The following is a 21,709-nucleotide window of genomic DNA, read 5'->3' as shown; positions in this document are numbered from 1 at the left end:
ATCCATAGAGTAAATAAACATCACCTTTCAGTGCGCTATTGCAGCAGCCTGAAAGAATAGTGTATCGACCTACATCACAGACCGCAGGAAAGGGTCAATATAATGATTCCACAGATTTCCCAGGCACCCGGCGTCGTTCAACTGGTGCTTAATTTTTTGCAAGAGCTGGAGCAACAAGGTTTTACCGGCGATACGGCGACAAGTTATGCCGATCGTCTGACAATGTCGACCGACAACAGTATTTACCAACTTCTCCCCGATGCGGTGGTATTTCCGCGTTCAACCGCAGATGTGGCGCTGATCGCCCGTCTTGCCGCGCAGGAACGCTATTCATCGCTGATCTTTACCCCCCGCGGCGGCGGCACCGGCACTAACGGTCAGGCGCTCAACCAGGGGATTATTGTTGATATGTCCCGCCATATGAACCGCATCATCGAAATTAACCCTGAAGAGGGCTGGGTGCGCGTTGAGGCCGGGGTGATAAAAGATCAACTCAATCAGTACCTGAAACCGTTCGGCTACTTTTTTGCGCCGGAACTTTCGACCAGCAACCGGGCAACGCTCGGTGGGATGATCAATACCGATGCATCCGGTCAGGGATCGCTGGTCTATGGCAAAACGTCAGATCACGTACTTGGCGTACGCGCGGTGTTGTTGGGGGGCGATATTCTCGATACGCAACCTTTACCCGTCGAACTGGCAGAAACGCTGGGTAAAACCAATACCGCAATCGGGCGAATTTATAACACGGTTTATCAACGTTGCCGTCAGCAACGCCAGTTAATCATCGACAACTTCCCCAAACTTAACCGCTTTCTTACCGGTTACGATCTGCGTCATGTCTTTAACGATGAGATGACCGAGTTCGACCTGACGCGCATTCTGACGGGTTCAGAAGGGACGCTGGCCTTTATTACCGAAGCGCGGCTGGATATTACGCGCTTGCCTAAAGTGCGGCGTCTGGTGAACGTCAAATATGACTCTTTTGACTCCGCGCTGCGTAACGCGCCGTTTATGGTTGAGGCGCGGGCGCTTTCGGTAGAGACGGTGGACTCAAAAGTGCTGAATCTGGCGCGGGAAGATATTGTCTGGCATTCCGTCAGCGAGTTGATTACCGATGTGCCTGACAAAGAGATGCTCGGGCTGAACATTGTGGAATTTGCTGGTGATGATGAGGCGCTGATTGACGAGCGAGTTAATGCACTCTGTGTGCGGCTTGATGAGCTGATTGCCAGCCAACAGGCGGGGGTGATTGGCTGGCAGGTGTGCCGCGATCTGGCGGGTGTTGAACGTATCTATGCGATGCGCAAAAAAGCTGTCGGCCTGCTCGGTAATGCCAAAGGAGCAGCCAAGCCAATTCCGTTTGCTGAGGATACCTGCGTACCGCCGGAACATCTGGCCGATTATATTGCTGAATTTCGCGCGCTGCTCGACAGCCACGGCTTAAGCTACGGTATGTTCGGTCACGTCGACGCAGGTGTCTTGCACGTCCGTCCTGCGCTGGATATGTGCGATCCGCAACAAGAGATTTTGATGAAGCAAATCTCTGATGACGTAGTGGCGCTTACCGCGAAATACGGTGGTTTGTTGTGGGGCGAGCACGGCAAAGGTTTTCGCGCTGAATACAGCCCGGCGTTTTTCGGTGAGGAACTTTTTGCAGAACTGCGCAAAGTGAAAGCGGCATTTGACCCGCATAACCGACTCAACCCAGGGAAGATTTGCCCGCCAGAAGGTCTCGATGCGCCGATGATGAAAGTGGACGCGGTGAAGCGCGGTACATTCGATCGGCAGATCCCCATTGCGGTACGCCAGCAGTGGCGCGGTGCGATGGAGTGTAACGGCAACGGTTTATGCTTCAACTTTGATGTCCGTAGTCCGATGTGTCCGTCGATGAAGATCACCCAGAACCGGATTCATTCACCGAAAGGGCGCGCAACGCTGGTGCGTGAATGGCTGCGCTTGTTGGCGGATCGCGGCGTTGACCCACTCAAACTGGAACAAGAACTGCCTGAATCCGGCGTCAGTTTGCGGACGTTAATTGCCCGCACGCGCAATAGCTGGCATGCGAATAAAGGCGAATACGACTTCTCACACGAAGTCAAAGAGGCAATGTCGGGCTGTCTGGCCTGTAAAGCGTGTTCGACCCAGTGCCCCATCAAAATTGATGTGCCGGAGTTTCGCTCTCGTTTTCTGCAGCTCTATCACACCCGTTATTTACGCCCGCTTCGCGACCACCTCGTTGCTACGGTCGAGAGCTACGCACCGCTGATGGCACGCGCGCCGAAAACCTTTAACTTCTTCATTAACCAGCCGCTGGTGCGCAAACTCTCGGAAAAACATATCGGCATGGTTGATTTGCCACTGCTGTCAGTCCCCTCGCTACAACAACAAATGGTGGGGCATCGCTCGGCGAATATGACGCTGGAACAGCTTGAAGCTCTCAATGCAGAGCAGAAAGCGCGCACGGTGTTGGTGGTGCAGGACCCCTTTACCAGCTATTACGATGCACAAGTGGTGGCGGATTTTGTCCGTCTGGTTGAAAAATTAGGATTCCAGCCTGTGTTACTGCCATTTTCGCCAAATGGCAAAGCCCAGCATATCAAAGGCTTTCTTAATCGTTTTGCGAAGACGGCGAAAAAGACGGCGGATTTCCTCAACCGTATGGCGAAGCTGGGGATGCCAATGGTGGGCGTCGATCCGGCGCTGGTACTTTGTTATCGCGATGAATATAAACTGGCGCTGGGCGAGGAACGTGGCGAGTTTAACGTCTTACTGGCGAATGAATGGCTGGCAAGCGCACTTGAGTCACAGCCAGTGGCTACAGTCAGCGGTGAATCATGGTATTTCTTTGGTCACTGTACCGAAGTTACCGCTTTGCCGGGCGCGCCAGCACAATGGGCCGCGATATTTGCCCGTTTTGGCGCGAAACTGGAAAATGTCAGCGTGGGTTGCTGCGGCATGGCAGGGACTTACGGACATGAAGCGAAAAACCATAAAAATTCGCTCGGGATCTATGAGTTATCCTGGCATCAGGCGATGCAGCGACTGCCGCGTAATCGCTGTCTGGCGACCGGATATTCCTGCCGTAGCCAGGTAAAACGGGTCGAAGGCACGGGGGTACGCCATCCTGTGCAGGCTTTACTGGAGATTATTAGATGATATGGAAACGAAAAATCACCCTGGAAGCACTGAATGCCATGGGTGAAGGAAACATGGTGGGGTTGCTGGATATTCGCTTTGAACATATTGGTGATGACACCCTTGAAGCGACAATGCCAGTAGACTCGCGGACAAAGCAGCCTTTCGGGTTGCTGCATGGAGGGGCATCCGTGGTACTGGCCGAAAGTATCGGTTCCGTTGCCGGTTATTTATGTACCGAAGGTGAGCAAAAGGTGGTTGGTCTGGAAATCAATGCTAACCACGTCCGCTCGGCACGAGAAGGGCGGGTGCGCGGCGTATGCAAACCGTTGCATCTCGGTTCGCGTCACCAGGTCTGGCAGATTGAAATCTTCGATGAGAAAGGGCGTTTGTGCTGTTCGTCACGATTGACGACCGCGATTTTGTGACGTTGTCACCAGAAAAGTGTGACGCATATTGCTTTTGGTCATTATCTGCACAGTAAACGGTGGTATACTGTGCAGGTCTTGTCTAAAAGCGAGGATGCTATGTCTACTCAACTTGATCCCACCCAGCTGGCCATTGAATTTTTACGCCGTGACCAGAGCAATCTTTCACCTGCCCAATATCTCAAACGTCTGAAACAACTAGAACTTGAATTTGCTGACCTGCTTACTCTCTCTTCTGCTGAATTAAAAGAAGAAATCTACTTTGCCTGGCGTCTGGGCGTGCATTGATCCTGACTTAATGCCGCAATTTCGCCAAATCGACCTGGATTAACCTCCGTCCAGGTTCGATGACCTTCTTAATACTGCTTATCTACCCGCCTGATATTGTTCAAAAATAATACTAATCGCAGTTTGTGTTAAAACGGCGGGTTAGCTTTATGAGATTATTCTTATCGCCCCTTCAAGAGCTAAGCCACTGAGAGTGCCGGAGATAAGCGCCGGATGGGGTAGAAACCCTTAAGCCTGTGTCGCACAGACTTAAGGGTTTTCTTATTTCTGAACGCTGCACTTTTTTACCTATCTCTTAAATAGTCATTTTCAATACAACTTTTTCTTTTTCATCACAGCCTTAATGCTCCTTAGATAATAATCATTATCTAACAATGAGATACCTAATTCTTAGCGTGCCTGTTAACCCACACATCAGGGTCTATGCTTATTAAAAGCAGGAAAAAAGCATGTTTTACGGTAAAGCCCCTGCGTTTGCTGGGTTGAACTGATAATCATTATCACTAACATGCTGTTATACGCTGAAAGCGATGAAGTGAGGTAAATCGATGGACATGCATTCAGGAACCTTTAATCCACAGGATTTCGCCTGGCAGGGCTTAACGCTGACACCCGCAGCCGCTGTCCACATACGCGAGCTGGTGGCAAAGCAGCCGGGTATGGTCGGCGTGCGCTTAGGCGTGAAGCAAACGGGCTGCGCGGGCTTTGGCTATGTGCTCGACAGTGTTAGCGAGCCGGACAAAGACGATCTGCTGTTTGAACACGACGGCGCGAAGCTGTTTGTCCCGCTGCAAGCGATGCCGTTTATTGATGGCACGGAAGTCGATTTCGTTCGTGAAGGACTTAATCAGATATTCAAATTTCACAACCCTAAAGCCCAGAATGAATGTGGCTGTGGCGAAAGCTTTGGGGTATAGGCGGTACTATGTCTCGTAATACTGAAGCAACTGACGATGTCAAAACCTGGACCGGCGGCCCACTGAATTATAAAGAAGGATTCTTCACCCAGTTAGCCACCGATGAGCTGGCAAAGGGGATAAACGAAGAGGTGGTGCGCGCAATTTCGGCGAAGCGTAATGAGCCGGAGTGGATGCTGGAGTTTCGTCTCAACGCCTATCGCGCATGGCTGGAGATGGAAGAGCCGCACTGGTTGAAAGCGCACTACGACAAGCTGAATTATCAGGATTACAGCTACTACTCAGCACCATCGTGCGGTAATTGTGACGACAACTGCGCGTCTGAACCCGGCGCGTTGCAGCAAACTGGCGCGAACGCCTTTTTAAGTAAAGAGGTGGAGGCGGCGTTTGAGCAGTTGGGCGTTCCCGTGCGGGAAGGCAAAGAGGTGGCGGTGGATGCCATTTTCGACTCTGTTTCGGTTGCCACCACTTATCGCGAAAAACTGGCGGAGCAGGGAATTATTTTCTGTTCCTTTGGCGAGGCGATCCACGATCACCCGGAACTGGTGCGTAAATATCTCGGCACCGTGGTGCCGGGGAATGACAACTTCTTTGCCGCACTTAATGCGGCGGTAGCCTCTGACGGTACGTTTATTTATGTGCCTAAAGGCGTGCGCTGCCCGATGGAACTTTCCACCTATTTTCGTATTAACGCGGAAAAAACCGGGCAGTTTGAGCGCACCATTCTGGTGGCCGACGAAGACAGCTACGTCAGCTACATTGAAGGCTGTTCCGCTCCGGTGCGTGACAGCTATCAGTTACACGCGGCGGTGGTGGAAGTCATCATCCATAAAAACGCCGAGGTGAAATATTCCACGGTACAAAACTGGTTCCCTGGCGATAACAACACCGGCGGTATTCTCAACTTCGTCACCAAGCGTGCTTTGTGCGAAGGCGAAAACAGCAAAATGTCATGGACGCAATCAGAAACCGGGTCAGCGATTACGTGGAAATATCCCAGCTGTATTTTGCGCGGCGATAACTCCATTGGTGAGTTTTACTCAGTGGCGCTGACCAGCGGTCATCAGCAAGCGGATACCGGCACCAAGATGATCCACATCGGTAAAAACACTAAATCGACCATTATCTCGAAAGGGATCTCTGCCGGACATAGTCAGAACAGTTATCGCGGCTTAGTGAAAATCATGCCGACGGCAACCAATGCGCGCAATTTCACTCAGTGCGACTCAATGCTGATTGGCGCTAATTGTGGGGCGCATACCTTCCCGTATGTCGAATGTCGCAATAACAGCGCACAACTGGAGCACGAGGCAACGACATCACGTATTGGTGAAGATCAACTGTTTTACTGCCTGCAACGCGGGATCAGCGAAGAAGACGCCATCTCGATGATTGTTAACGGTTTCTGCAAAGACGTGTTCTCAGAACTGCCGCTGGAATTTGCCGTTGAAGCACAAAAACTCCTCGCCATCAGTCTTGAACACAGCGTCGGATAAGGAATAAACATGTTAAGTATTAAAGATTTACACGTCAGCGTGGAAGATAAAGCTATCCTGCGTGGATTAAGCCTCGACGTTCGTCCCGGCGAAGTTCACGCCATTATGGGGCCAAACGGTTCGGGCAAAAGTACCTTATCGGCAACGCTTGCCGGGCGAGAAGATTATGAAGTGACGGGCGGCGCGGTTGAGTTCAAAGGCAAAGATTTGCTTGCGCTGTCGCCGGAAGATCGTGCAGGTGAAGGCATCTTTATGGCCTTCCAGTATCCGGTGGAAATTCCCGGCGTCAGTAACCAGTTTTTCCTGCAAACGGCACTTAATGCGGTGCGCAGCTATCGCGGCCAGGAAACGCTCGACCGCTTTGATTTTCAGGATTTGATGGAAGAGAAAATCGCTCTCCTGAAGATGCCGGAAGATTTATTAACCCGTTCGGTAAACGTTGGTTTTTCCGGCGGCGAGAAAAAGCGCAACGATATTTTGCAAATGGCGGTGCTGGAACCGGAGTTATGTATTCTTGATGAGTCGGACTCCGGGCTGGATATTGACGCATTAAAAGTGGTTGCCGATGGCGTGAACTCGCTGCGTGACGGCAAGCGTTCATTCATCATTGTTACGCACTACCAACGCATTCTCGACTACATCAAGCCTGATTACGTCCATGTGCTGTATCAGGGACGAATTGTGAAATCCGGCGATTTCACGTTGGTCAAACAACTGGAGGAGCAGGGTTATGGCTGGCTTACCGAACAGCAGTAACGCGCTGCAACAGTGGCATCACTTGTTTGAAGCTGAAGGGACAAAACGCTCACCGCAAGCACAGCAGCATTTACAACAATTGCTGCGTACCGGACTGCCGACACGTAAACATGAAAACTGGAAATATACGCCGCTGGAAGGGCTGACCAATAGCCAGTTTGTCAGCATTGCGGGAGAGATATCCCCACAGCAGCGTGATGCCTTAGCGTTAACGTTAGACGCCGTGCGGCTGGTGTTTGTTGATGGACGTTACGTGCCCGCGCTGAGCGATGCAACTGAAGGCAGCGGATATGAAGTGAGCATTAACGACGACCGTCAGGGGTTACCCGACGCTATTCAGGCTGAAGTGTTTCTGCATTTGACGGAAAGCCTGGCGCATAGCGTGACGCATATCGCCGTGAAGCGCGGTCAACGACCGGCAAAGCCATTGCTGTTAATGCATATTACCCAGGGCGTGGCAGGTGAAGAGGTCAACACTGCCCATTACCGACATCATCTGGATCTGGCGGAAGGTGCCGAAGCAACGGTGATCGAACATTTTGTCAGCCTTAATGATGCTCGTCATTTTACCGGGGCACGGTTCACTATCAATATCGCAGCGAACGCCCACTTGCAGCATATCAAGCTGGCGTTTGAAAACCCGCTCAGTCACCACTTTGCCCATAACGATTTGTTGCTGGCTGACGATGCCACCGCATTTAGCCACAGTTTCCTGCTGGGTGGCGCAGTGTTACGACACAACACCAGTACGCAACTCAATGGCGAAAACAGCACGCTGCGGATCAATAGCCTGGCGATGCCGGTGAAAAATGAGGTGTGTGATACTCGTACTTGGCTGGAACACAATAAAGGTTTTTGTAACAGCCGACAGTTGCACAAAACTATCGTCAGCGACAAAGGCCGCGCGGTATTTAACGGTTTGATCAACGTCGCGCAGCACGCCATCAAAACGGATGGTCAGATGACCAACAATAATCTGCTGATGGGCAAACTGGCGGAAGTGGATACGAAACCGCAGCTGGAAATCTATGCAGATGATGTGAAATGCAGCCACGGCGCGACGGTGGGGCGTATTGATGACGAACAGATGTTCTATCTGCGCTCGCGCGGGATCAATCAGCAGGATGCCCAGCAGATGATCATTTACGCCTTCGCTGCCGAACTGACGGAAGCACTGCGTGATGAGGGGCTTAAACAGCAGGTGCTGGCCCGAATCGGTCAACGGCTGCCAGGAGGTGCAAGATGACTTATTCCGTCGACAAAGTGCGGGCCGACTTTCCGGTGCTTTCGCGTGAGGTAAACGGTTTGCCGCTGGCTTATCTCGACAGCGCCGCCAGTGCACAGAAACCGAGCCAGGTGATTGACGCCGAGGCCGAGTTTTATCGTCATGGCTACGCGGCGGTGCATCGCGGTATTCATACCTTAAGCGCCCAGGCGACCGAGAAAATGGAGAACGTGCGCAAGCGGGCATCGCTGTTTATTAATGCCCGTTCGGCGGAAGAGCTGGTGTTCGTCCGCGGCACGACGGAAGGGATCAATCTGGTCGCCAATAGCTGGGGTAACAGCAATGTGCGGGCGGGCGATAACATCATCATCAGTCAGATGGAGCACCACGCTAACATTGTTCCCTGGCAGATGCTTTGCGCACGCGTTGGCGCAGAGCTGCGTGTGATCCCGCTCAATCCCGACGGTACGTTGCAACTGGAGACGCTACCTACGCTGTTTGATGAGAAAACTCGCCTGCTGGCAATTACTCATGTCTCCAACGTGCTGGGAACGGAAAATCCGCTGGCGGAAATGATCACGCTTGCGCATCAGCATGGCGCAAAAGTACTGGTGGATGGCGCTCAGGCGGTGATGCATCATCCGGTGGACGTTCAGGCGCTGGATTGCGATTTTTACGTGTTCTCCGGGCATAAACTGTATGGCCCCACTGGGATTGGCATTCTTTATGTCAAAGAAGCCTTGCTACAGGAGATGCCGCCGTGGGAAGGGGGCGGTTCTATGATCGCCACCGTCAGCCTGAGTGAAGGCACTACCTGGACCAAAGCACCGTGGCGGTTTGAAGCCGGTACACCCAATACCGGGGGCATCATTGGTCTTGGCGCGGCGCTGGAGTATGTGTCGGCGCTGGGGCTTAATAACATAGCCGAGTATGAACAGAATCTGATGCACTACGCGCTATCACAGCTGGAATCTGTACCGGATCTCACTCTCTATGGCCCGCAGAACAGGCTTGGCGTTATTGCTTTTAATCTCGGTAAACACCACGCCTATGATGTTGGCAGTTTTCTCGATAACTACGGCATTGCTGTGCGTACCGGACATCACTGCGCAATGCCATTGATGGCCTATTACAACGTTCCTGCTATGTGTCGGGCGTCGCTGGCCATGTATAACACCCATGAAGAAGTGGATCGTCTGGTGACCGGCCTGCAACGTATTCACCGTTTGCTGGGATAACAGGGAGGCACTATGGCTTTATTGCCGGATAAAGAAAAATTGCTGCGTAATTTTTTACGCTGCGCCAACTGGGAAGAGAAATATCTCTACATTATTGAGCTGGGCCAGCGTCTGCCAGAATTACGCGACGAAGACCGAAGCCCACAAAATAGCATTCAGGGCTGCCAGAGTCAGGTGTGGATTGTCATGCGCCAGAATGCGCAGGGAATTATTGAATTGCAGGGTGACAGCGATGCGGCGATTGTGAAAGGGCTTATTGCGGTCGTCTTTATTCTCTACGATCAGATGACGCCGCAGGATATTGTCAATTTCGATGTGCGTCCGTGGTTTGAAAAAATGGCGCTGACCCAACATCTCACCCCATCTCGTTCACAAGGTCTGGAAGCGATGATTCGCGCAATTCGCGCCAAAGCCGCTGCACTTAGCTAAACTAAAGGGACAGCTTTCATCCGGTTGGCTCACATTGCCGGATGGTCAATGTTTACACTGACCTGCACAGGAGTGTTTCGGTTTCAGGTGAACATAAGCGCCATCCGACGTTTCAGCGTGAGTCTCCGGCAAATACAGGAGGTTTACAATGAAACGCGCGTCTCTGCTTACACTCACGCTTATCGGCGCTTTTAGCGCCATCCAGGCTGCCTGGGCGGTTGATTATCCGCTACCACCAACCGGAAGCCGACTGGTTGGGCAAAATCAAACGTATACGGTGCAGGAAGGGGATAAAAACCTTCAGGCCATCGCCCGACGTTTTGATACTGCGGCAATGTTGATCCTTGAAGCCAATAACACTATCGCCCCGGTGCCAAAACCCGGTACGACGATAACTATTCCTTCGCAACTGTTATTACCTGATGCGCCGCGTCAGGGGATTATCGTTAACCTGGCAGAGCTGCGCCTTTATTATTATCCGCCGGGAGAAAATATCGTGCAGGTCTATCCGATAGGTATTGGTTTGCAGGGGCTGGAAACGCCAGTGATGGAAACGCGTGTGGGGCAGAAAATCCCTAACCCAACCTGGACGCCTACGGCGGGCATTCGTCAGCGTTCGCTGGAGCGTGGCATTAAATTACCGCCAGTCGTTCCTGCCGGGCCAAATAACCCGCTAGGACGTTACGCACTGCGCCTCGCGCATGGTAATGGCGAATACCTCATTCATGGCACCAGTGCGCCGGACAGCGTCGGTTTGCGCGTCAGTTCGGGCTGTATTCGCATGAATGCGCCGGATATTAAAGCCTTATTCTCCAGCGTGCGGACGGGAACGCCGGTGAAAGTGATCAACGAACCGGTGAAATATTCCGTGGAACCGAACGGGATGCGTTATGTTGAAGTACATCGACCACTATCAGCAGAAGAACAGCAGAACGTTCAGACAATGCCATACACACTGCCAGCAGGCTTTACGCAATTTAAAGACAATAAGGGTGTAGATCAGAAATTAGTCGATAAAGCGTTGTATCGTCGGGCAGGGTATCCGGTTGCGGTGAGCAGTGGAGCAACTCCCGCAGCCAGCAATGCGCCTTCAGTAGAGTCAGCGCAGAATGGTGAACCAGAGCAAGGGAATATGTTACGCGCGACGCAGTAGCGGTAAATGGCAGGCAAAAAAAATGGCGCACAATGTGCGCCATTTTTCACTTCACAGGTACTATTACTTGCGGTATTTAGTAGCCATGTTGTCCAGACGCTGGTTAGCACGAGCTGCGTCATCTTTAGCAGCCTGAACGTCGGAACGCATTGCGTTCACGTCGTTGCTCAGCTGGTCAACTTTAGCGTTCAGAGTCTGAACGTCAGAAGACAGCTGATCGATTTTAGCGTTGCTGGAGCAACCTGCCAGCAGAGTAGAACCCAGGATTACCGCGCCCAGTACCAGTTTAGTAGCTTTCATTATTAATACCCTCTAGATTGAGTTAATCTCCATGTAGCGTTACAAGTATTACACAAAGTTTTTTATGTTGAGAATATTTTTTTGATGGGAAGGCACTTATTTTTGATCGTTCGCTCAAAGAAGCATCGAACGCTGGGTTTTAGATAAAAAAATTGAGAGAAAACAGGATGCTTCCATCGGATTCATCTTAGATAAAGTGAGATTATATAGTGAAATCCGATTTGATTTTTTATTGCTTCTGGTTATCGATTAAATAAAAAAAGCGCCCATCAGGGCGCTTCGATATACAAATTAATTCACAAAAGCAATATTACAGGACGTGAACAGATGCGGTGTTAGTAGTGCCGCTCGGTACCAGTGCACCAGAAACCATAACTACGACGTCGCCTTTGTGTGCCAGACCGCTCTGCAGAGCCAGTTCTTTACCCAGACGGTAGAAATCATCAGTAGAAGTGATCTCTTTAACCAGCTGCGGCACAACGCCTTTGCTCAGTACCAACTGATGAGCCGTTTTTTCGTTGGTGGTCAGTGCCAGGATGGTGGCATCCGGGAAGTATTTACGTACTGCGCGAGCAGATTTACCGCCCTGGGTGGCAACCACGATCAGCGGAGCATCCAGTTTTTCAGCAGTTTCAACGGCACCACGGCATACCGCTTCGGTAATGCGCAGTTTACGGTTGTCATTGTTGAACTCGAGACGGCTGTTCATCACGCGGTCGGTACGTTCGCAGATGGTCGCCATGATAGAAACCGCTTCCAGCGGGTATTTACCTTTTGCGGATTCACCAGACAGCATCACTGCGTCAGTACCGTCGAGGATGGCGTTTGCAACGTCACCGGCTTCTGCGCGAGTCGGGCGTGGGTTTTTGATCATGGAATCCAGCATCTGGGTCGCAGTGATAACGACTTTACGTGCACGGATACATTTTTCGATCATCATCTTCTGGGCGAAGATAACTTCTTCTACCGGGATTTCTACACCCAGGTCGCCACGCGCAACCATGATGCCGTCAGAGGCTTCGAGGATTTCGTCGAAGTTGTTGAGGCCTTCCTGGTTTTCGATTTTGGAGATGATGTGGATGTTTTCGCCGCCGTGCGCTTTCAGGTGCTCACGGATTTCGATAACGTCAGAACGCTTACGAATAAAGGAAGCAGCAACAAAGTCTACGCCTTGTTCGCAACCAAAGATCAGGTCCTGTTTGTCTTTTTCAGCCAGTGCTGGCAGGGCAATGGAAACGCCAGGCAGGTTCACACCTTTGTTTTCACCCAGGTCGCCGTTGTTCAGCACTTTACAGATAACTTTGTTACCTTCAATGGCGGTAACTTCCATACCGATGAGACCATCGTCAACCAGTACGGTGTTGCCAACAGACAGGTCAGTAGTGAAACCTTCATACGTTACCGCAACCATTTCGCTGTTGCCGATAACAGATTTATCAGTGGTGAAAGTAAAGGTCTGACCCGCTTTCAGAGAAACGTCGTTACCGCCTTCCAGTTTCATGGTGCGGATTTCCGGACCTTTGGTATCAAGCAGGATAGCGGCGGTTTTACCAGTTTTGCTCATCACGTTGCGCAGATTCTGAATGCGCTGACCGTGTTCTGCATAGTCACCATGAGAGAAGTTCAGACGCATAACGTTCATGCCAGCGTCCAGCATTTTAGCTAACATCTCTTCAGATTCGGTTTTCGGTCCGATGGTGCAAACAATTTTGGTCTTTTTCATGACAGTCTTAGTCTTTAAGTTGAGAAGGATGGGAGAAACTTGCTTTCTGGGCGCACTGCCGGAAAGCGAATCCGGTATTACGAAAGTGGTGGTGCCTCGCTCTAAGGATAGGTGACATCGAAAAAGCGTGCAGAGGAATGTGTGCTTGTGTCTCAGCCCAACGTGAGTGCCTGTTTTTGAGTCGTTGAGTTCTACAGTCCAAAGTGCTGAAACCATTCAAGAGTCAATTGGCGCGCATTATACGCTGAAATTAATCCAAAAGGAAAACAAAAACAGCGTTTCAAAAAATATACAACTTGTAAGACAATAAATTGTTATCAAAGATTTAACGTTCCAGGGAAAAGGTTACGCAAAAACTTCGCTGTTTGCGCAACGTCTGGTGCCGGGGTTGTCACTGTGAAGATAAGTGAAAGTTCATCCGGTGTATAAATACATCATCGCTCAATTGCTACAGTTAAAATAATTTATCGCGTTATTTGTCTGATTTTGTTTGATTTTTGTCTAATTGGTTAGATTGATATATGCTGATAGTTGGCATGATAAATAGGTATAAAGAATGGGAAATCGGACAAAAGAGGATGAACTGTACCGAGAAATGTGCAGAGTTGTCGGTAAAGTTGTGCTGGAAATGCGCGATCTGGGGCAGGAACCAAAGCATATTGTTATCGCAGGCGTATTACGTACAGCATTAGCCAATAAACGCATTCAGCGCAGTGAGCTGGAAAAGCAGGCGATGGAAACCGTCATTAACGCACTGGTAAAATGACCATTCAGGATGAGGCGATAAGCTTCATCCTGATATTCTTGCTTCAGTTGCGGTCCAGTTAATCATTCTAAATAACAACTGCTGAAATTATACGAATTTCGGTATGTATTTTAATTTATAGCGATAATGTTATTTTTATTTTCTGCAATGAACGTCACAAATAATTGTCGTTTAAGTTAAATTTATTTCAAATGATAATAAATATCAGTTCACTTATAATTTCTTGCTTTGTGATTTTAATTGATAACGATCAATGTTAAGGGCCCAGAATAATCACATTATTTTTTCTCCTAACCATAAAGGATTGGTTTATCGGCGTTAAATCTTTTCTCATACACTATCAGGTTAGGGAAAATATCTGGTGTTGGGGACAGAGTCAGCAGCGTATTAGTTGAATGCTTAATATCAGTCTGCTGAATTGTCAGCACTGTGTTTGCGAAGAGGATGCGAAATAAATGAACCCGGTTGATCGTCCACTATTAGATATTGGCTTAACGCGATTAGAATTCTTGCGTATATCAGGAAAAGGCCTCGCTGGTTTAACAATTGCCCCTGCGTTACTGTCACTTTTGGGTTGCAAACAGGAAGATATTGATAGCGGCACAGTAGGGTTGATAAATACACCCAAAGGGGTGCTGGTGACCCAACGTGCTCGATGCACGGGTTGCCACCGCTGTGAAATCTCTTGTACCAACTTCAACGATGGCTCAGTAGGGACATTCTTCTCCCGTATCAAAATCCATCGCAATTATTTCTTTGGCGACAACGGGGTTGGCTCTGGCGGCGGCCTGTATGGCGATCTCAACTATACCGCGGACACCTGCCGTCAATGCAAAGAGCCGCAATGCATGAACGTCTGCCCGATTGGTGCGATTACCTGGCAACAGGAAGAAGGCTGTATTACCGTCGATCATAAACGTTGTATTGGCTGTAGCGCCTGTACGACGGCGTGCCCGTGGATGATGGCCACCGTAAATACCGAAAGTAAAAAATCCTCGAAATGTGTGTTATGCGGTGAATGCGCAAACGCCTGCCCAACAGGGGCGTTAAAAATTATCGAGTGGAAAGACATTACTGTGTGAATCTTGCAAAGGAAAAAATCATGGCTAACGGTTGGACAGGTAATATATTAAGAGTCAATCTCACGACAGGAAATATTACCCTCGAAGATTCCAGTAAGTTTAAAAGTTTTGTCGGTGGTATGGGCTTCGGCTACAAAATTATGTATGACGAAGTACCGCCAGGCACGAAACCTTTCGATGAAGCGAATAAATTAGTCTTTGCTACCGGCCCATTAACTGGATCTGGTGCCCCCTGCAGTTCTCGCGTAAATATCACCTCACTTTCTACTTTTACCAAAGGAAATTTAGTCGTCGATGCCCATATGGGGGGCTTTTTTGCAGCGCAAATGAAATTCGCTGGCTACGACGTCATTATTATCGAAGGGAAAGCGAAATCACCGGTATGGCTGAATATTAAAGATGACAAAGTTAGCCTGGAAAAAGCGGATTTCTTATGGGGAAAAGGGACGCGCGCAACGACGGAAGAAATTTGTCGCTTGACCAGTCCGGAAACCTGTGTGGCGGCTATTGGTCAGGCTGGGGAAAACCTTGTTCCTCTCTCTGGCATGTTGAATAGCCGTAACCACAGCGGTGGTGCGGGAACTGGCGCAATAATGGGTTCGAAAAACCTGAAAGCGATTGCGGTTGAAGGGACGAAAGGGGTCAACATTGCCGATCGTCAGGAGATGAAGCGTCTCAACGATTACATGATGACTGAACTTATCGGTGCGAATAACAACCATGTCGTGCCAAGTACGCCGCAATCGTGGGCAGAGTATTCAGATCCCAAGTCACGTTGGACAGCACGTAAAGGGCTGTTTTGGGGCGCGGCTGAAGGTGGTCCGATTGAAACGGGTGAGATTCCGCCAGGCAATCAGAACACGGTCGGCTTTCGTACCTATAAATCCGTTTTTGACTTAGGTCCGGCGGCAGAGAAATACACAGTAAAAATGAGCGGCTGCCACTCTTGCCCGATCCGTTGTATGACCCAAATGAATATTCCTCGGGTGAAAGAGTTTGGCGTGCCTGGAACCGGTGGTAACACTTGTGTAGCAAACTTTGTCCATACCACCATCTTCCCAAACGGGCCGAAAGATTTTGAAGATAAAGACGATGGTCGTGTGATTGGTAACCTGGTTGGTCTGAATCTATTCGATGACTACGGCCTATGGTGTAACTATGGGCAGCTGCATCGCGACTTTACTTATTGTTACAGCAAAGGGGTGTTCAAGCGTGTTCTACCAGCTGAAGAGTATGCGGAAATTCGCTGGGATCAACTGGAAGCGGGTGACGTTAACTTCATTAAAGATTTTTACTACCGTCTGGCGCATCGTGTGGGTGAGCTGAGTCACCTGGCTGATGGTTCATATGCTATCGCAGAACGCTGGAATTTGGGTGAAGAGTACTGGGGCTACGCGAAAAATAAACTCTGGTCGCCATTTGGCTATCCGGTTCACCATGCCAATGAAGCGTCAGCGCAGGTCGGTTCCATTGTTAACTGTATGTTCAACCGTGACTGCATGACGCATACCCATATCAACTTTATTGGTTCCGGCTTGCCATTGAAACTGCAACGTGAAGTGGCGAAAGAACTTTTTGGTTCTGAAGATGCTTACGATGAAACCAAAAACTACACGCCAATCAATGACGTAAAAATTAAATATGCTAAGTGGTCGCTGTTGCGGGTCTGTTTGCATAACGCCGTCACCCTGTGCAACTGGGTCTGGCCAATGACCGTTTCGCCGCTGAAAAGCCGTAATTACCGGGGCGATCTGGCGCTTGAAGCCAAATTCTTCAAAGCGATCACTGGCGAAGAGATGACTCAGGAAAAATTAGATTTAGCTGCAGAGCGTATCTTTACGTTGCATCGCGCCTACACGGTAAAACTGATGCAAACCAAAGATATGCGTAATGAACACGATCTTATCTGTTCCTGGGTATTCGACAAGGATCCTCAGATCCCGGTCTTTACTGAAGGTACGGACAAAATGGACCGTGACGATATGCATGCTTCGCTCACGATGTTCTACAAAGAAATGGGCTGGGACCCACAGCTTGGTTGTCCGACCCGTGAAACATTGCAGCGTCTGGGGCTGGAAGATATTGCCGCCGATCTGGCAGCACACAATCTACTGCCTGCGTAAGGAATGGGTGAGATGAACCATCAGGATGAATTGCCGTTAGCGGAAGTCAGCGAAATTGACGAGGCGAAGCGGCAATGGTTGCAGGGGATGCGTCACCCCGTTGATACGGTAACCGAACCAGAACCTGCTGAAATCCTGGCAGAGTTCATTCGTCAGCATTCTGCGGCTGGGCAGCTGGTGGCGCGCGCCGTGTTTCTCTCGCCACCCTATTCGGTTGCAGAAGAGGAACTGTCAGTTTTGCTGGAAAGCATTAAGCAGAACGGAGACCACGCGGATATCGCTTGTTTGACGGGAAGCCAGGATGATTACTATTACTCAACTCAGGCCATGAGTGAAAACTACGCGGCGATGTCTTTGCAAGTTGTGGAGCAGGACATTTGTCGCGCCATTGCACACGCCGTTCGTTTTGAGTGCCAGACGTATCCTCGTCCTTACAAAGTCGCCATGCTGATGCAAGCGCCATATTACTTCCAGGAAGCGCAGATCGAATCCGCGATCGCCGCGATGGATATTGCACCTGAATATGCTGATATACGGCAGGTGGAGTCATCGACGGCGGTGTTGTACTTGTTTAGCGAGCGATTTATGACCTATGGCAAGGCGTATGGTTTATGCGAATGGTTCGAGGTAGAGCAGTTTCAGAACCCCTGAAATTTCAGGGAGATGTCATGGATAGGGTGGACAGTTGCAGCCACTGCATTAGGGGATAATCAGATGTCCTTCACTCGACGCAAATTTGTTCTGGGGATGGGAACAGTAATCTTTTTTACTGGTTCTGCGTCTTCTCTGTTAGCGAACACGAGGCAAGAAAAGAAAGTTCGGTATGCCATGATTCATGACGAGTCACGGTGCAATGGCTGTAATATTTGCGCCCGCGCATGCCGTAAAACTAACCACGTCCCCGCTCAGGGAAGCCGTTTATCGATAGCACACATTCCAGTCACCGATAACGACAACGAAACGCAGTATCACTATTTTCGCCAGTCATGCCAGCACTGTGAAGATGCTCCTTGCATCGACGTATGCCCGACAGGGGCGTCGTGGCGTGATGAGCAGGGGATCGTGCGGGTAGAAAAATCGCAGTGCATCGGCTGCAGTTATTGCATTGGCGCTTGTCCTTACCAGGTTCGCTACCTTAACCCTGTCACTAAAGTGGCAGATAAATGTGATTTCTGCGCTGAGTCCCGACTGGCAAAAGGCTTTCCGCCCATTTGCGTCAGCGCCTGTCCGGAACACGCATTGATCTTTGGTCGCGAAGATAGCCCAGAAATTCAGGCGTGGTTGCAGGAAAATAAATACTATCAATATCAGCTACCTGGTGCCGGGAAACCGCACCTGTATCGCCGGTTCGGTCAACATTTGATTAAAAAGGAAAATGTATGAACCCGTCGCAACATGCTGAACAGTTTCAGAGCCAGTTGGCGAACTATGTGCCACAATTCACTCCCGAATTTTGGCCGGTGTGGTTGATCATTGCCGGACTATTGCTGGTTGGGATGTGGTTGGTGCTGGGGCTGCATGCCTTGCTTCGTGCTCGTGGCGTGAAGAAATCAGCCACCGACCATGGTGAGAAGGTTTATCTTTACAGCAAAGCGGTCAGATTATGGCACTGGTCGAATGCGTTACTCTTTGTATTGTTGCTGGCAAGTGGGCTGATAAATCACTTTGCGCTGGTGGGCGCAACTGCGGTTAAAAGTCTGGTTGCGGTGCATGAAGTTTGCGGATTTTTGTTACTGGCATGTTGGCTCGGCTTTGTTCTGATCAATGCCGTTGGGGGTAATGGTCACCACTATCGCATTCGTCGTCAGGGGTGGCTGGAGCGAGCGGCAAAACAAACGCGATTTTATTTGTTTGGCATTATGCAGGGGGAAGAACATCCTTTCCCGGCAACAACCCAGTCTAAATTTAATCCCTTACAGCAGGTTGCCTATATTGGTGTCATGTATGGATTGCTGCCGTTGTTACTATTGACGGGGCTGCTGTGTCTCTATCCGCAAGCCGTGGGAGATGTGTTTCCTGGCGTAAGATACTGGTTATTGCAGGCGCATTTTGCTCTGGCATTTATAAGCCTCTTTTTTATCTTCGGTCATCTTTATCTTTGCACCACGGGGCGTACGCCACACGAAACCTTTAAAAGCATGGTCGATGGCTATCACCGGCACTAACGAATGATCATTACACGAGCAGACCTGCGAGAATGGCGTATCGGAGCGGTGATGTATCGCTGGTTCCTGCGCCATTTCCCACGCGGTGGTAGTTATGCCGATATTCATCATGCACTGATTGAGGAAGGATATACGGACTGGGCGGAGAGTCTGGTTGAGTATGCGTGGAAAAAATGGCTGGCGGATGAAAACTTCGCGCATCAGGAAGTTTCTTCTATGCAAAAACTGGCCACAGATCCCGGAGAGAGAGCATTTTGCAGTCAGTTTGCCCGCAGCGACGATCATGCTCGCATCGGCTGTTGTGAGGATAATGCCAGAATCGCAACCGCTGGGTATGCCGCGCAAATTGCCAGTATGGGTTATAGCGTGCGGATTGGAAGTGTCGGCTTTAACAGTCACATTGGCAGCTCCGGTGAACGCGCACGGGTTGCTGTAACCGGTAATTCTTCGCGGATAAGCAGCGCTGGAGATAGTAGTCGGATTGCGAATACCGGAATGCGAGTACGCGTTTGTACATTGGGTGAACGGTGTCATGTCGCCAGTAATGGTGACCTGGTGCAAATCGCCAGCTTTGGCGCAAACGCCAGAATTGCCAACAGCGGCGACAATGTACACATCATTGCCAGCGGTGAAGATTCAACAATAGTGAGCACGGGCGTGGTCGACTCAATTATTCTCGGGCCAGGGGGAAGCGCCGCACTGGCATATCATGACGGCGAAAGAGTTCGCTTCGCCGTCGCCATTGAAGGTGAAAACAATATTCGAGCCGGAGTCCGCTATCGTCTTAATGAACAGCATCAGTTTGTTGAGTGCTGATAGCTTTACCTTTAATCAAACGAAAGACGCCTACGTGCACGGGAGGCAGGTTTTACGACAGCCCGAGCCATCGCCTCACCAATTTCTGCACATGCCGTAAGTCCCTGAACGAAAGGCTGGTCGTGCATTAACCAGGGCAACGCGCCGAACGCTACGCGCCCACGAATATCTTCGGGTTGCTGTAACGTATAATCTTCGCCAACATCAGGGTTTTTATCCCCTGTTTTCTGTAATGGTTCGCGTAGTCCAGGGAAAGGAATATCTTTCACTTTAAGCGGACGCTGCCCACGGGCATCAATAAAAACGTCAAACGAGTAGCTGTTGTCTTCCGTTTTCAGGACGGTGCGCGACTCATTAATTTCCATTTCGTAGTCTTCACCGAGGGCGAGAATATGAATGATTCCCGCTTCACGTAAGGCCAGTAGTCGACGAATAGACTCTGAAGGGATTGCCGCATAATTATCGATGAAAACCCGGGCAAGGCCTTTACTGAACCGTTTATGGTCGTGTTCATTCAGATGTGGAACAATTTCCTGTACTGCTTCATGCAGGCGCAGAATGACATAACGCCAGGGAACAGTATGTTTTTCTCGTTTATTGCGTTCGACTTCCTGGAGATTTTTTTCTGCCCAGTCGAATGGGTCGCGTTGTTTGCGCTCGGCAAACCAGGCTTGAGCAAAGGAATCGACATTCAGGCTCTCTAAGGCTATGCGTTGGCTCCAGCCTGGATCAGCAAACTTGATTTCCTCTACTATCAATCTAAATACCCGATCCAAAAGACCATATTCGCCTTTTTGAATCTCAGCATTTAATGCCTGATCAGTGACGATGTGTAAGGGCTCGTAGGGAATAGGGCAATAGAAATCGGCTTCGGGTAAAATACCTGTGCGCGACATTAACGTAATATTTAGCTTTTCACTTGCGTTATCGCGGTGAAAAATGACGTGTTGTTTATCATCTTCAATGAACGAACCATGCTGAATAGCCACTGCCATTGCCGCATCCAGTCCGCTCAAGGATGTTCCCATAATACCCACGTTACACGCATCGACCTTTGCTTCCATCAGGCCTGACCACGGGCTGGGAAAGTACGTTCTGGTTACTTTTTCTTCATCAGGCCAGACGTGACCCGTGGCGATCACTGCTAAATCAAACGTCTCGCTGGGTAAATCCTGATTTGTAGCGAGCATGACGCCAGCATTTGTAATTTGCAGATCGGTAACCAGGCATGATTCATAAACAGCCACCGCAAATTTTTGCTGTCGTGCCTGGTCTACTAATCGTAAAAATTGATCGCGGAAATATTCGCCCAGCAGAATTCGCGGTAAAAACTGACGATCGTGCAAGGTTTCTTTTTTGACGCCATAACGCTGGAGATGGCTGGCTTCTTGCTTTTGTAGCCATTCGAGATACGTACAATAAATCGGCGGTATTTCAATACTGGCAATATTTGCCAGCATCAGTTTTGAGTTTTCCTCATCACTGTATGGCATCCCGACACCGGCTTCGTCAGCCTGCTCGAAGATAGAAATAGAAAGTGGAGTTTGTTGCTGCAGAAGCGAGAATAAGGTGTAGATCCCCGTAGGCCCGGCACCCACAATAGCAATTTTTTTCATTGTTACTTACCTGTACGCATTCTTTCGAATTTAGTGTTATCAGATAAGTT

General features: G+C 49.8%; 21 protein-coding genes. 17 read left to right on the top strand and 4 right to left on the bottom strand.

Features of this window, described 5'->3' with window-relative positions; all coding sequences use genetic code 11:
• Nucleotides 1-102 precede the first annotated feature (102 nt).
• The 10 genes from ACJHWK_RS08625 (at nt 103) to ldtE (ending at nt 11,068) form a co-directional block, all read left to right on the top strand.
• Nucleotides 103-3,159, top strand: coding sequence for an FAD-binding and (Fe-S)-binding domain-containing protein (locus ACJHWK_RS08625; RefSeq protein WP_170886365.1), 3,057 nt, complete (start codon nt 103-105; stop codon nt 3,157-3,159).
• Nucleotides 3,156-3,566 carry a 1,4-dihydroxy-2-naphthoyl-CoA hydrolase gene (gene menI / locus ACJHWK_RS08620; RefSeq protein ID WP_000637986.1) on the top strand — a complete coding sequence of 137 codons (411 nt, stop codon included), beginning with the start codon at nt 3,156-3,158 and terminating at the stop codon, nt 3,564-3,566. Before ACJHWK_RS08625 ends, menI begins: the two co-directional genes overlap by 4 nt.
• Nucleotides 3,567-3,665: 99 nt before the next feature.
• Entirely contained in the window at nt 3,666-3,854 is a 189-nt protein-coding gene (locus tag ACJHWK_RS08615) for a YdiH family protein (protein WP_001296104.1), read from the top strand.
• 548 nt (nt 3,855-4,402) lie between these two features.
• Nucleotides 4,403-4,771: a Fe-S cluster assembly scaffold SufA gene (gene sufA / locus ACJHWK_RS08610; protein WP_000367171.1), complete on the top strand. Its 369-nt coding sequence runs from the start codon at nt 4,403-4,405 to the stop codon at nt 4,769-4,771.
• A gap of 8 nt (nt 4,772-4,779) precedes the next feature.
• Nucleotides 4,780-6,267, top strand: a complete 1,488-nt coding sequence (gene sufB, locus ACJHWK_RS08605) for a Fe-S cluster assembly protein SufB (RefSeq protein ID WP_001314771.1) — start codon at nt 4,780-4,782, stop codon at nt 6,265-6,267.
• 9 nt (nt 6,268-6,276) lie between these two features.
• Nucleotides 6,277-7,023: a Fe-S cluster assembly ATPase SufC gene (gene sufC, locus ACJHWK_RS08600; RefSeq protein ID WP_000948865.1), complete on the top strand. Its 747-nt coding sequence runs from the start codon at nt 6,277-6,279 to the stop codon at nt 7,021-7,023.
• Nucleotides 6,998-8,269, top strand: a complete 1,272-nt coding sequence (sufD, locus tag ACJHWK_RS08595) for a Fe-S cluster assembly protein SufD (RefSeq protein WP_001520613.1) — start codon at nt 6,998-7,000, stop codon at nt 8,267-8,269. The genes sufC and sufD overlap by 26 nt, the downstream gene beginning before the upstream one ends.
• The gene (gene sufS / locus ACJHWK_RS08590; RefSeq protein WP_001520612.1) at nt 8,266-9,486 is read left to right on the top strand and encodes a cysteine desulfurase SufS; all 1,221 of its coding nucleotides are present in this window, start codon (nt 8,266-8,268) and stop codon (nt 9,484-9,486) included. Before sufD ends, sufS begins: the two co-directional genes overlap by 4 nt.
• 12 nt (nt 9,487-9,498) lie before the next feature.
• Entirely contained in the window at nt 9,499-9,915 is a 417-nt protein-coding gene (gene sufE, locus ACJHWK_RS08585; protein WP_001196530.1) for a cysteine desulfuration protein SufE, read from the top strand.
• Between the two features lie 148 nt (nt 9,916-10,063).
• The gene (gene ldtE, locus ACJHWK_RS08580) at nt 10,064-11,068 is read left to right on the top strand and encodes a L,D-transpeptidase LdtE (protein ID WP_000817109.1); all 1,005 of its coding nucleotides are present in this window, start codon (nt 10,064-10,066) and stop codon (nt 11,066-11,068) included.
• Between the two features lie 63 nt (nt 11,069-11,131).
• Here the strand turns inward: ldtE and lpp are convergent, their stop codons facing one another.
• From lpp to ACJHWK_RS08565, 3 genes are all read right to left on the bottom strand, one after another.
• Nucleotides 11,132-11,368, bottom strand: coding sequence for a murein lipoprotein Lpp (gene lpp, locus ACJHWK_RS08575; RefSeq protein ID WP_000648420.1), 237 nt, complete (start codon nt 11,366-11,368; stop codon nt 11,132-11,134).
• A gap of 310 nt (nt 11,369-11,678) precedes the next feature.
• Nucleotides 11,679-13,091 carry a pyruvate kinase PykF gene (gene pykF / locus ACJHWK_RS08570; protein WP_001295403.1) on the bottom strand — a complete coding sequence of 471 codons (1,413 nt, stop codon included), beginning with the start codon at nt 13,089-13,091 and terminating at the stop codon, nt 11,679-11,681.
• Nucleotides 13,092-13,098: 7 nt separating this feature from the next.
• The gene (locus ACJHWK_RS08565; RefSeq protein ID WP_240806354.1) at nt 13,099-13,293 is read right to left on the bottom strand and encodes a protein YnhH; all 195 of its coding nucleotides are present in this window, start codon (nt 13,291-13,293) and stop codon (nt 13,099-13,101) included.
• A 354-nt stretch (nt 13,294-13,647) separates the two neighbouring features.
• Here ACJHWK_RS08565 and fumD point away from each other — a divergent pair, with 354 nt between their 5' ends.
• The 7 genes from fumD to ydhT all read left to right on the top strand — a co-directional run bounded on the left by fumD (nt 13,648) and on the right by ydhT (nt 20,043).
• The gene (gene fumD / locus ACJHWK_RS08560) at nt 13,648-13,857 is read left to right on the top strand and encodes a fumarate hydratase FumD (RefSeq protein WP_000528342.1); all 210 of its coding nucleotides are present in this window, start codon (nt 13,648-13,650) and stop codon (nt 13,855-13,857) included.
• 455 nt (nt 13,858-14,312) lie between these two features.
• The gene (locus ACJHWK_RS08555; protein ID WP_001070227.1) at nt 14,313-14,939 is read left to right on the top strand and encodes a ferredoxin-like protein; all 627 of its coding nucleotides are present in this window, start codon (nt 14,313-14,315) and stop codon (nt 14,937-14,939) included.
• A 20-nt stretch (nt 14,940-14,959) separates the two neighbouring features.
• On the top strand, nt 14,960-17,062 hold the full coding sequence (locus ACJHWK_RS08550) for an aldehyde ferredoxin oxidoreductase (protein ID WP_410234819.1): 2,103 nt from the start codon (nt 14,960-14,962) through the stop codon (nt 17,060-17,062).
• Nucleotides 17,063-17,074: 12 nt separating this feature from the next.
• Nucleotides 17,075-17,713: a YdhW family putative oxidoreductase system protein gene (locus ACJHWK_RS08545; protein WP_001445903.1), complete on the top strand. Its 639-nt coding sequence runs from the start codon at nt 17,075-17,077 to the stop codon at nt 17,711-17,713.
• Nucleotides 17,714-17,776: 63 nt separating this feature from the next.
• Nucleotides 17,777-18,445 (top strand): 4Fe-4S dicluster domain-containing protein, encoded by a 669-nt coding sequence (locus tag ACJHWK_RS08540; RefSeq protein WP_001309532.1) that lies wholly within the window; start codon nt 17,777-17,779, stop codon nt 18,443-18,445.
• A complete protein-coding gene (gene phsC / locus ACJHWK_RS08535) occupies nt 18,442-19,227 on the top strand; it encodes a thiosulfate reductase cytochrome B subunit (protein ID WP_001520609.1) in 786 nt (261 codons plus the stop codon). The genes ACJHWK_RS08540 and phsC overlap by 4 nt, the downstream gene beginning before the upstream one ends.
• 3 nt (nt 19,228-19,230) lie before the next feature.
• The gene (gene ydhT, locus ACJHWK_RS08530) at nt 19,231-20,043 is read left to right on the top strand and encodes a protein YdhT (protein WP_000587571.1); all 813 of its coding nucleotides are present in this window, start codon (nt 19,231-19,233) and stop codon (nt 20,041-20,043) included.
• 11 nt (nt 20,044-20,054) lie between these two features.
• Here ydhT and ACJHWK_RS08525 read toward each other — a convergent pair whose 3' ends face one another.
• The gene (locus tag ACJHWK_RS08525) at nt 20,055-21,659 is read right to left on the bottom strand and encodes an FAD-NAD(P)-binding protein (protein WP_170886367.1); all 1,605 of its coding nucleotides are present in this window, start codon (nt 21,657-21,659) and stop codon (nt 20,055-20,057) included.
• Nucleotides 21,660-21,709 lie beyond the last annotated feature (50 nt).

Origin of the sequence: Escherichia sp. WS547 (assembly GCF_046486065.1) — a bacterium.
In the GTDB taxonomy this organism is placed as follows: domain Bacteria; phylum Pseudomonadota; class Gammaproteobacteria; order Enterobacterales; family Enterobacteriaceae; genus Escherichia; species Escherichia coli.
Note: the sequence above shows the minus strand (reverse complement) of the source record. Positions and strands in the feature narration are given on the sequence as shown.

Excerpts from the sequence above, each read along its gene's own strand:
- ACJHWK_RS08545 (WP_001445903.1), top strand. The coding sequence starts at position 17,075 with ATGAACCATCAGGATGAATTGCCGTTAGCGGAAGTCAGCGAAATTGAC.
- ACJHWK_RS08550 (WP_410234819.1), top strand. The coding sequence starts at position 14,960 with ATGGCTAACGGTTGGACAGGTAATATATTAAGAGTCAATCTCACGACA.
- sufD (WP_001520613.1), top strand. The coding sequence starts at position 6,998 with ATGGCTGGCTTACCGAACAGCAGTAACGCGCTGCAACAGTGGCATCAC.
- ydhT (WP_000587571.1), top strand. The coding sequence starts at position 19,231 with ATGATCATTACACGAGCAGACCTGCGAGAATGGCGTATCGGAGCGGTG.
- ldtE (WP_000817109.1), top strand. The coding sequence starts at position 10,064 with ATGAAACGCGCGTCTCTGCTTACACTCACGCTTATCGGCGCTTTTAGC.
- fumD (WP_000528342.1), top strand. The coding sequence starts at position 13,648 with ATGGGAAATCGGACAAAAGAGGATGAACTGTACCGAGAAATGTGCAGA.
- ACJHWK_RS08525 (WP_170886367.1), bottom strand. The coding sequence starts at position 21,659 with ATGAAAAAAATTGCTATTGTGGGTGCCGGGCCTACGGGGATCTACACC.
- ACJHWK_RS08555 (WP_001070227.1), top strand. The coding sequence starts at position 14,313 with ATGAACCCGGTTGATCGTCCACTATTAGATATTGGCTTAACGCGATTA.
- pykF (WP_001295403.1), bottom strand. The coding sequence starts at position 13,091 with ATGAAAAAGACCAAAATTGTTTGCACCATCGGACCGAAAACCGAATCT.
- ACJHWK_RS08615 (WP_001296104.1), top strand. The coding sequence starts at position 3,666 with ATGTCTACTCAACTTGATCCCACCCAGCTGGCCATTGAATTTTTACGC.
- sufB (WP_001314771.1), top strand. The coding sequence starts at position 4,780 with ATGTCTCGTAATACTGAAGCAACTGACGATGTCAAAACCTGGACCGGC.
- sufS (WP_001520612.1), top strand. The coding sequence starts at position 8,266 with ATGACTTATTCCGTCGACAAAGTGCGGGCCGACTTTCCGGTGCTTTCG.
- sufA (WP_000367171.1), top strand. The coding sequence starts at position 4,403 with ATGGACATGCATTCAGGAACCTTTAATCCACAGGATTTCGCCTGGCAG.
- sufC (WP_000948865.1), top strand. The coding sequence starts at position 6,277 with ATGTTAAGTATTAAAGATTTACACGTCAGCGTGGAAGATAAAGCTATC.
- ACJHWK_RS08625 (WP_170886365.1), top strand. The coding sequence starts at position 103 with ATGATTCCACAGATTTCCCAGGCACCCGGCGTCGTTCAACTGGTGCTT.
- lpp (WP_000648420.1), bottom strand. The coding sequence starts at position 11,368 with ATGAAAGCTACTAAACTGGTACTGGGCGCGGTAATCCTGGGTTCTACT.
- ACJHWK_RS08540 (WP_001309532.1), top strand. The coding sequence starts at position 17,777 with ATGTCCTTCACTCGACGCAAATTTGTTCTGGGGATGGGAACAGTAATC.
- sufE (WP_001196530.1), top strand. The coding sequence starts at position 9,499 with ATGGCTTTATTGCCGGATAAAGAAAAATTGCTGCGTAATTTTTTACGC.
- menI (WP_000637986.1), top strand. The coding sequence starts at position 3,156 with ATGATATGGAAACGAAAAATCACCCTGGAAGCACTGAATGCCATGGGT.
- phsC (WP_001520609.1), top strand. The coding sequence starts at position 18,442 with ATGAACCCGTCGCAACATGCTGAACAGTTTCAGAGCCAGTTGGCGAAC.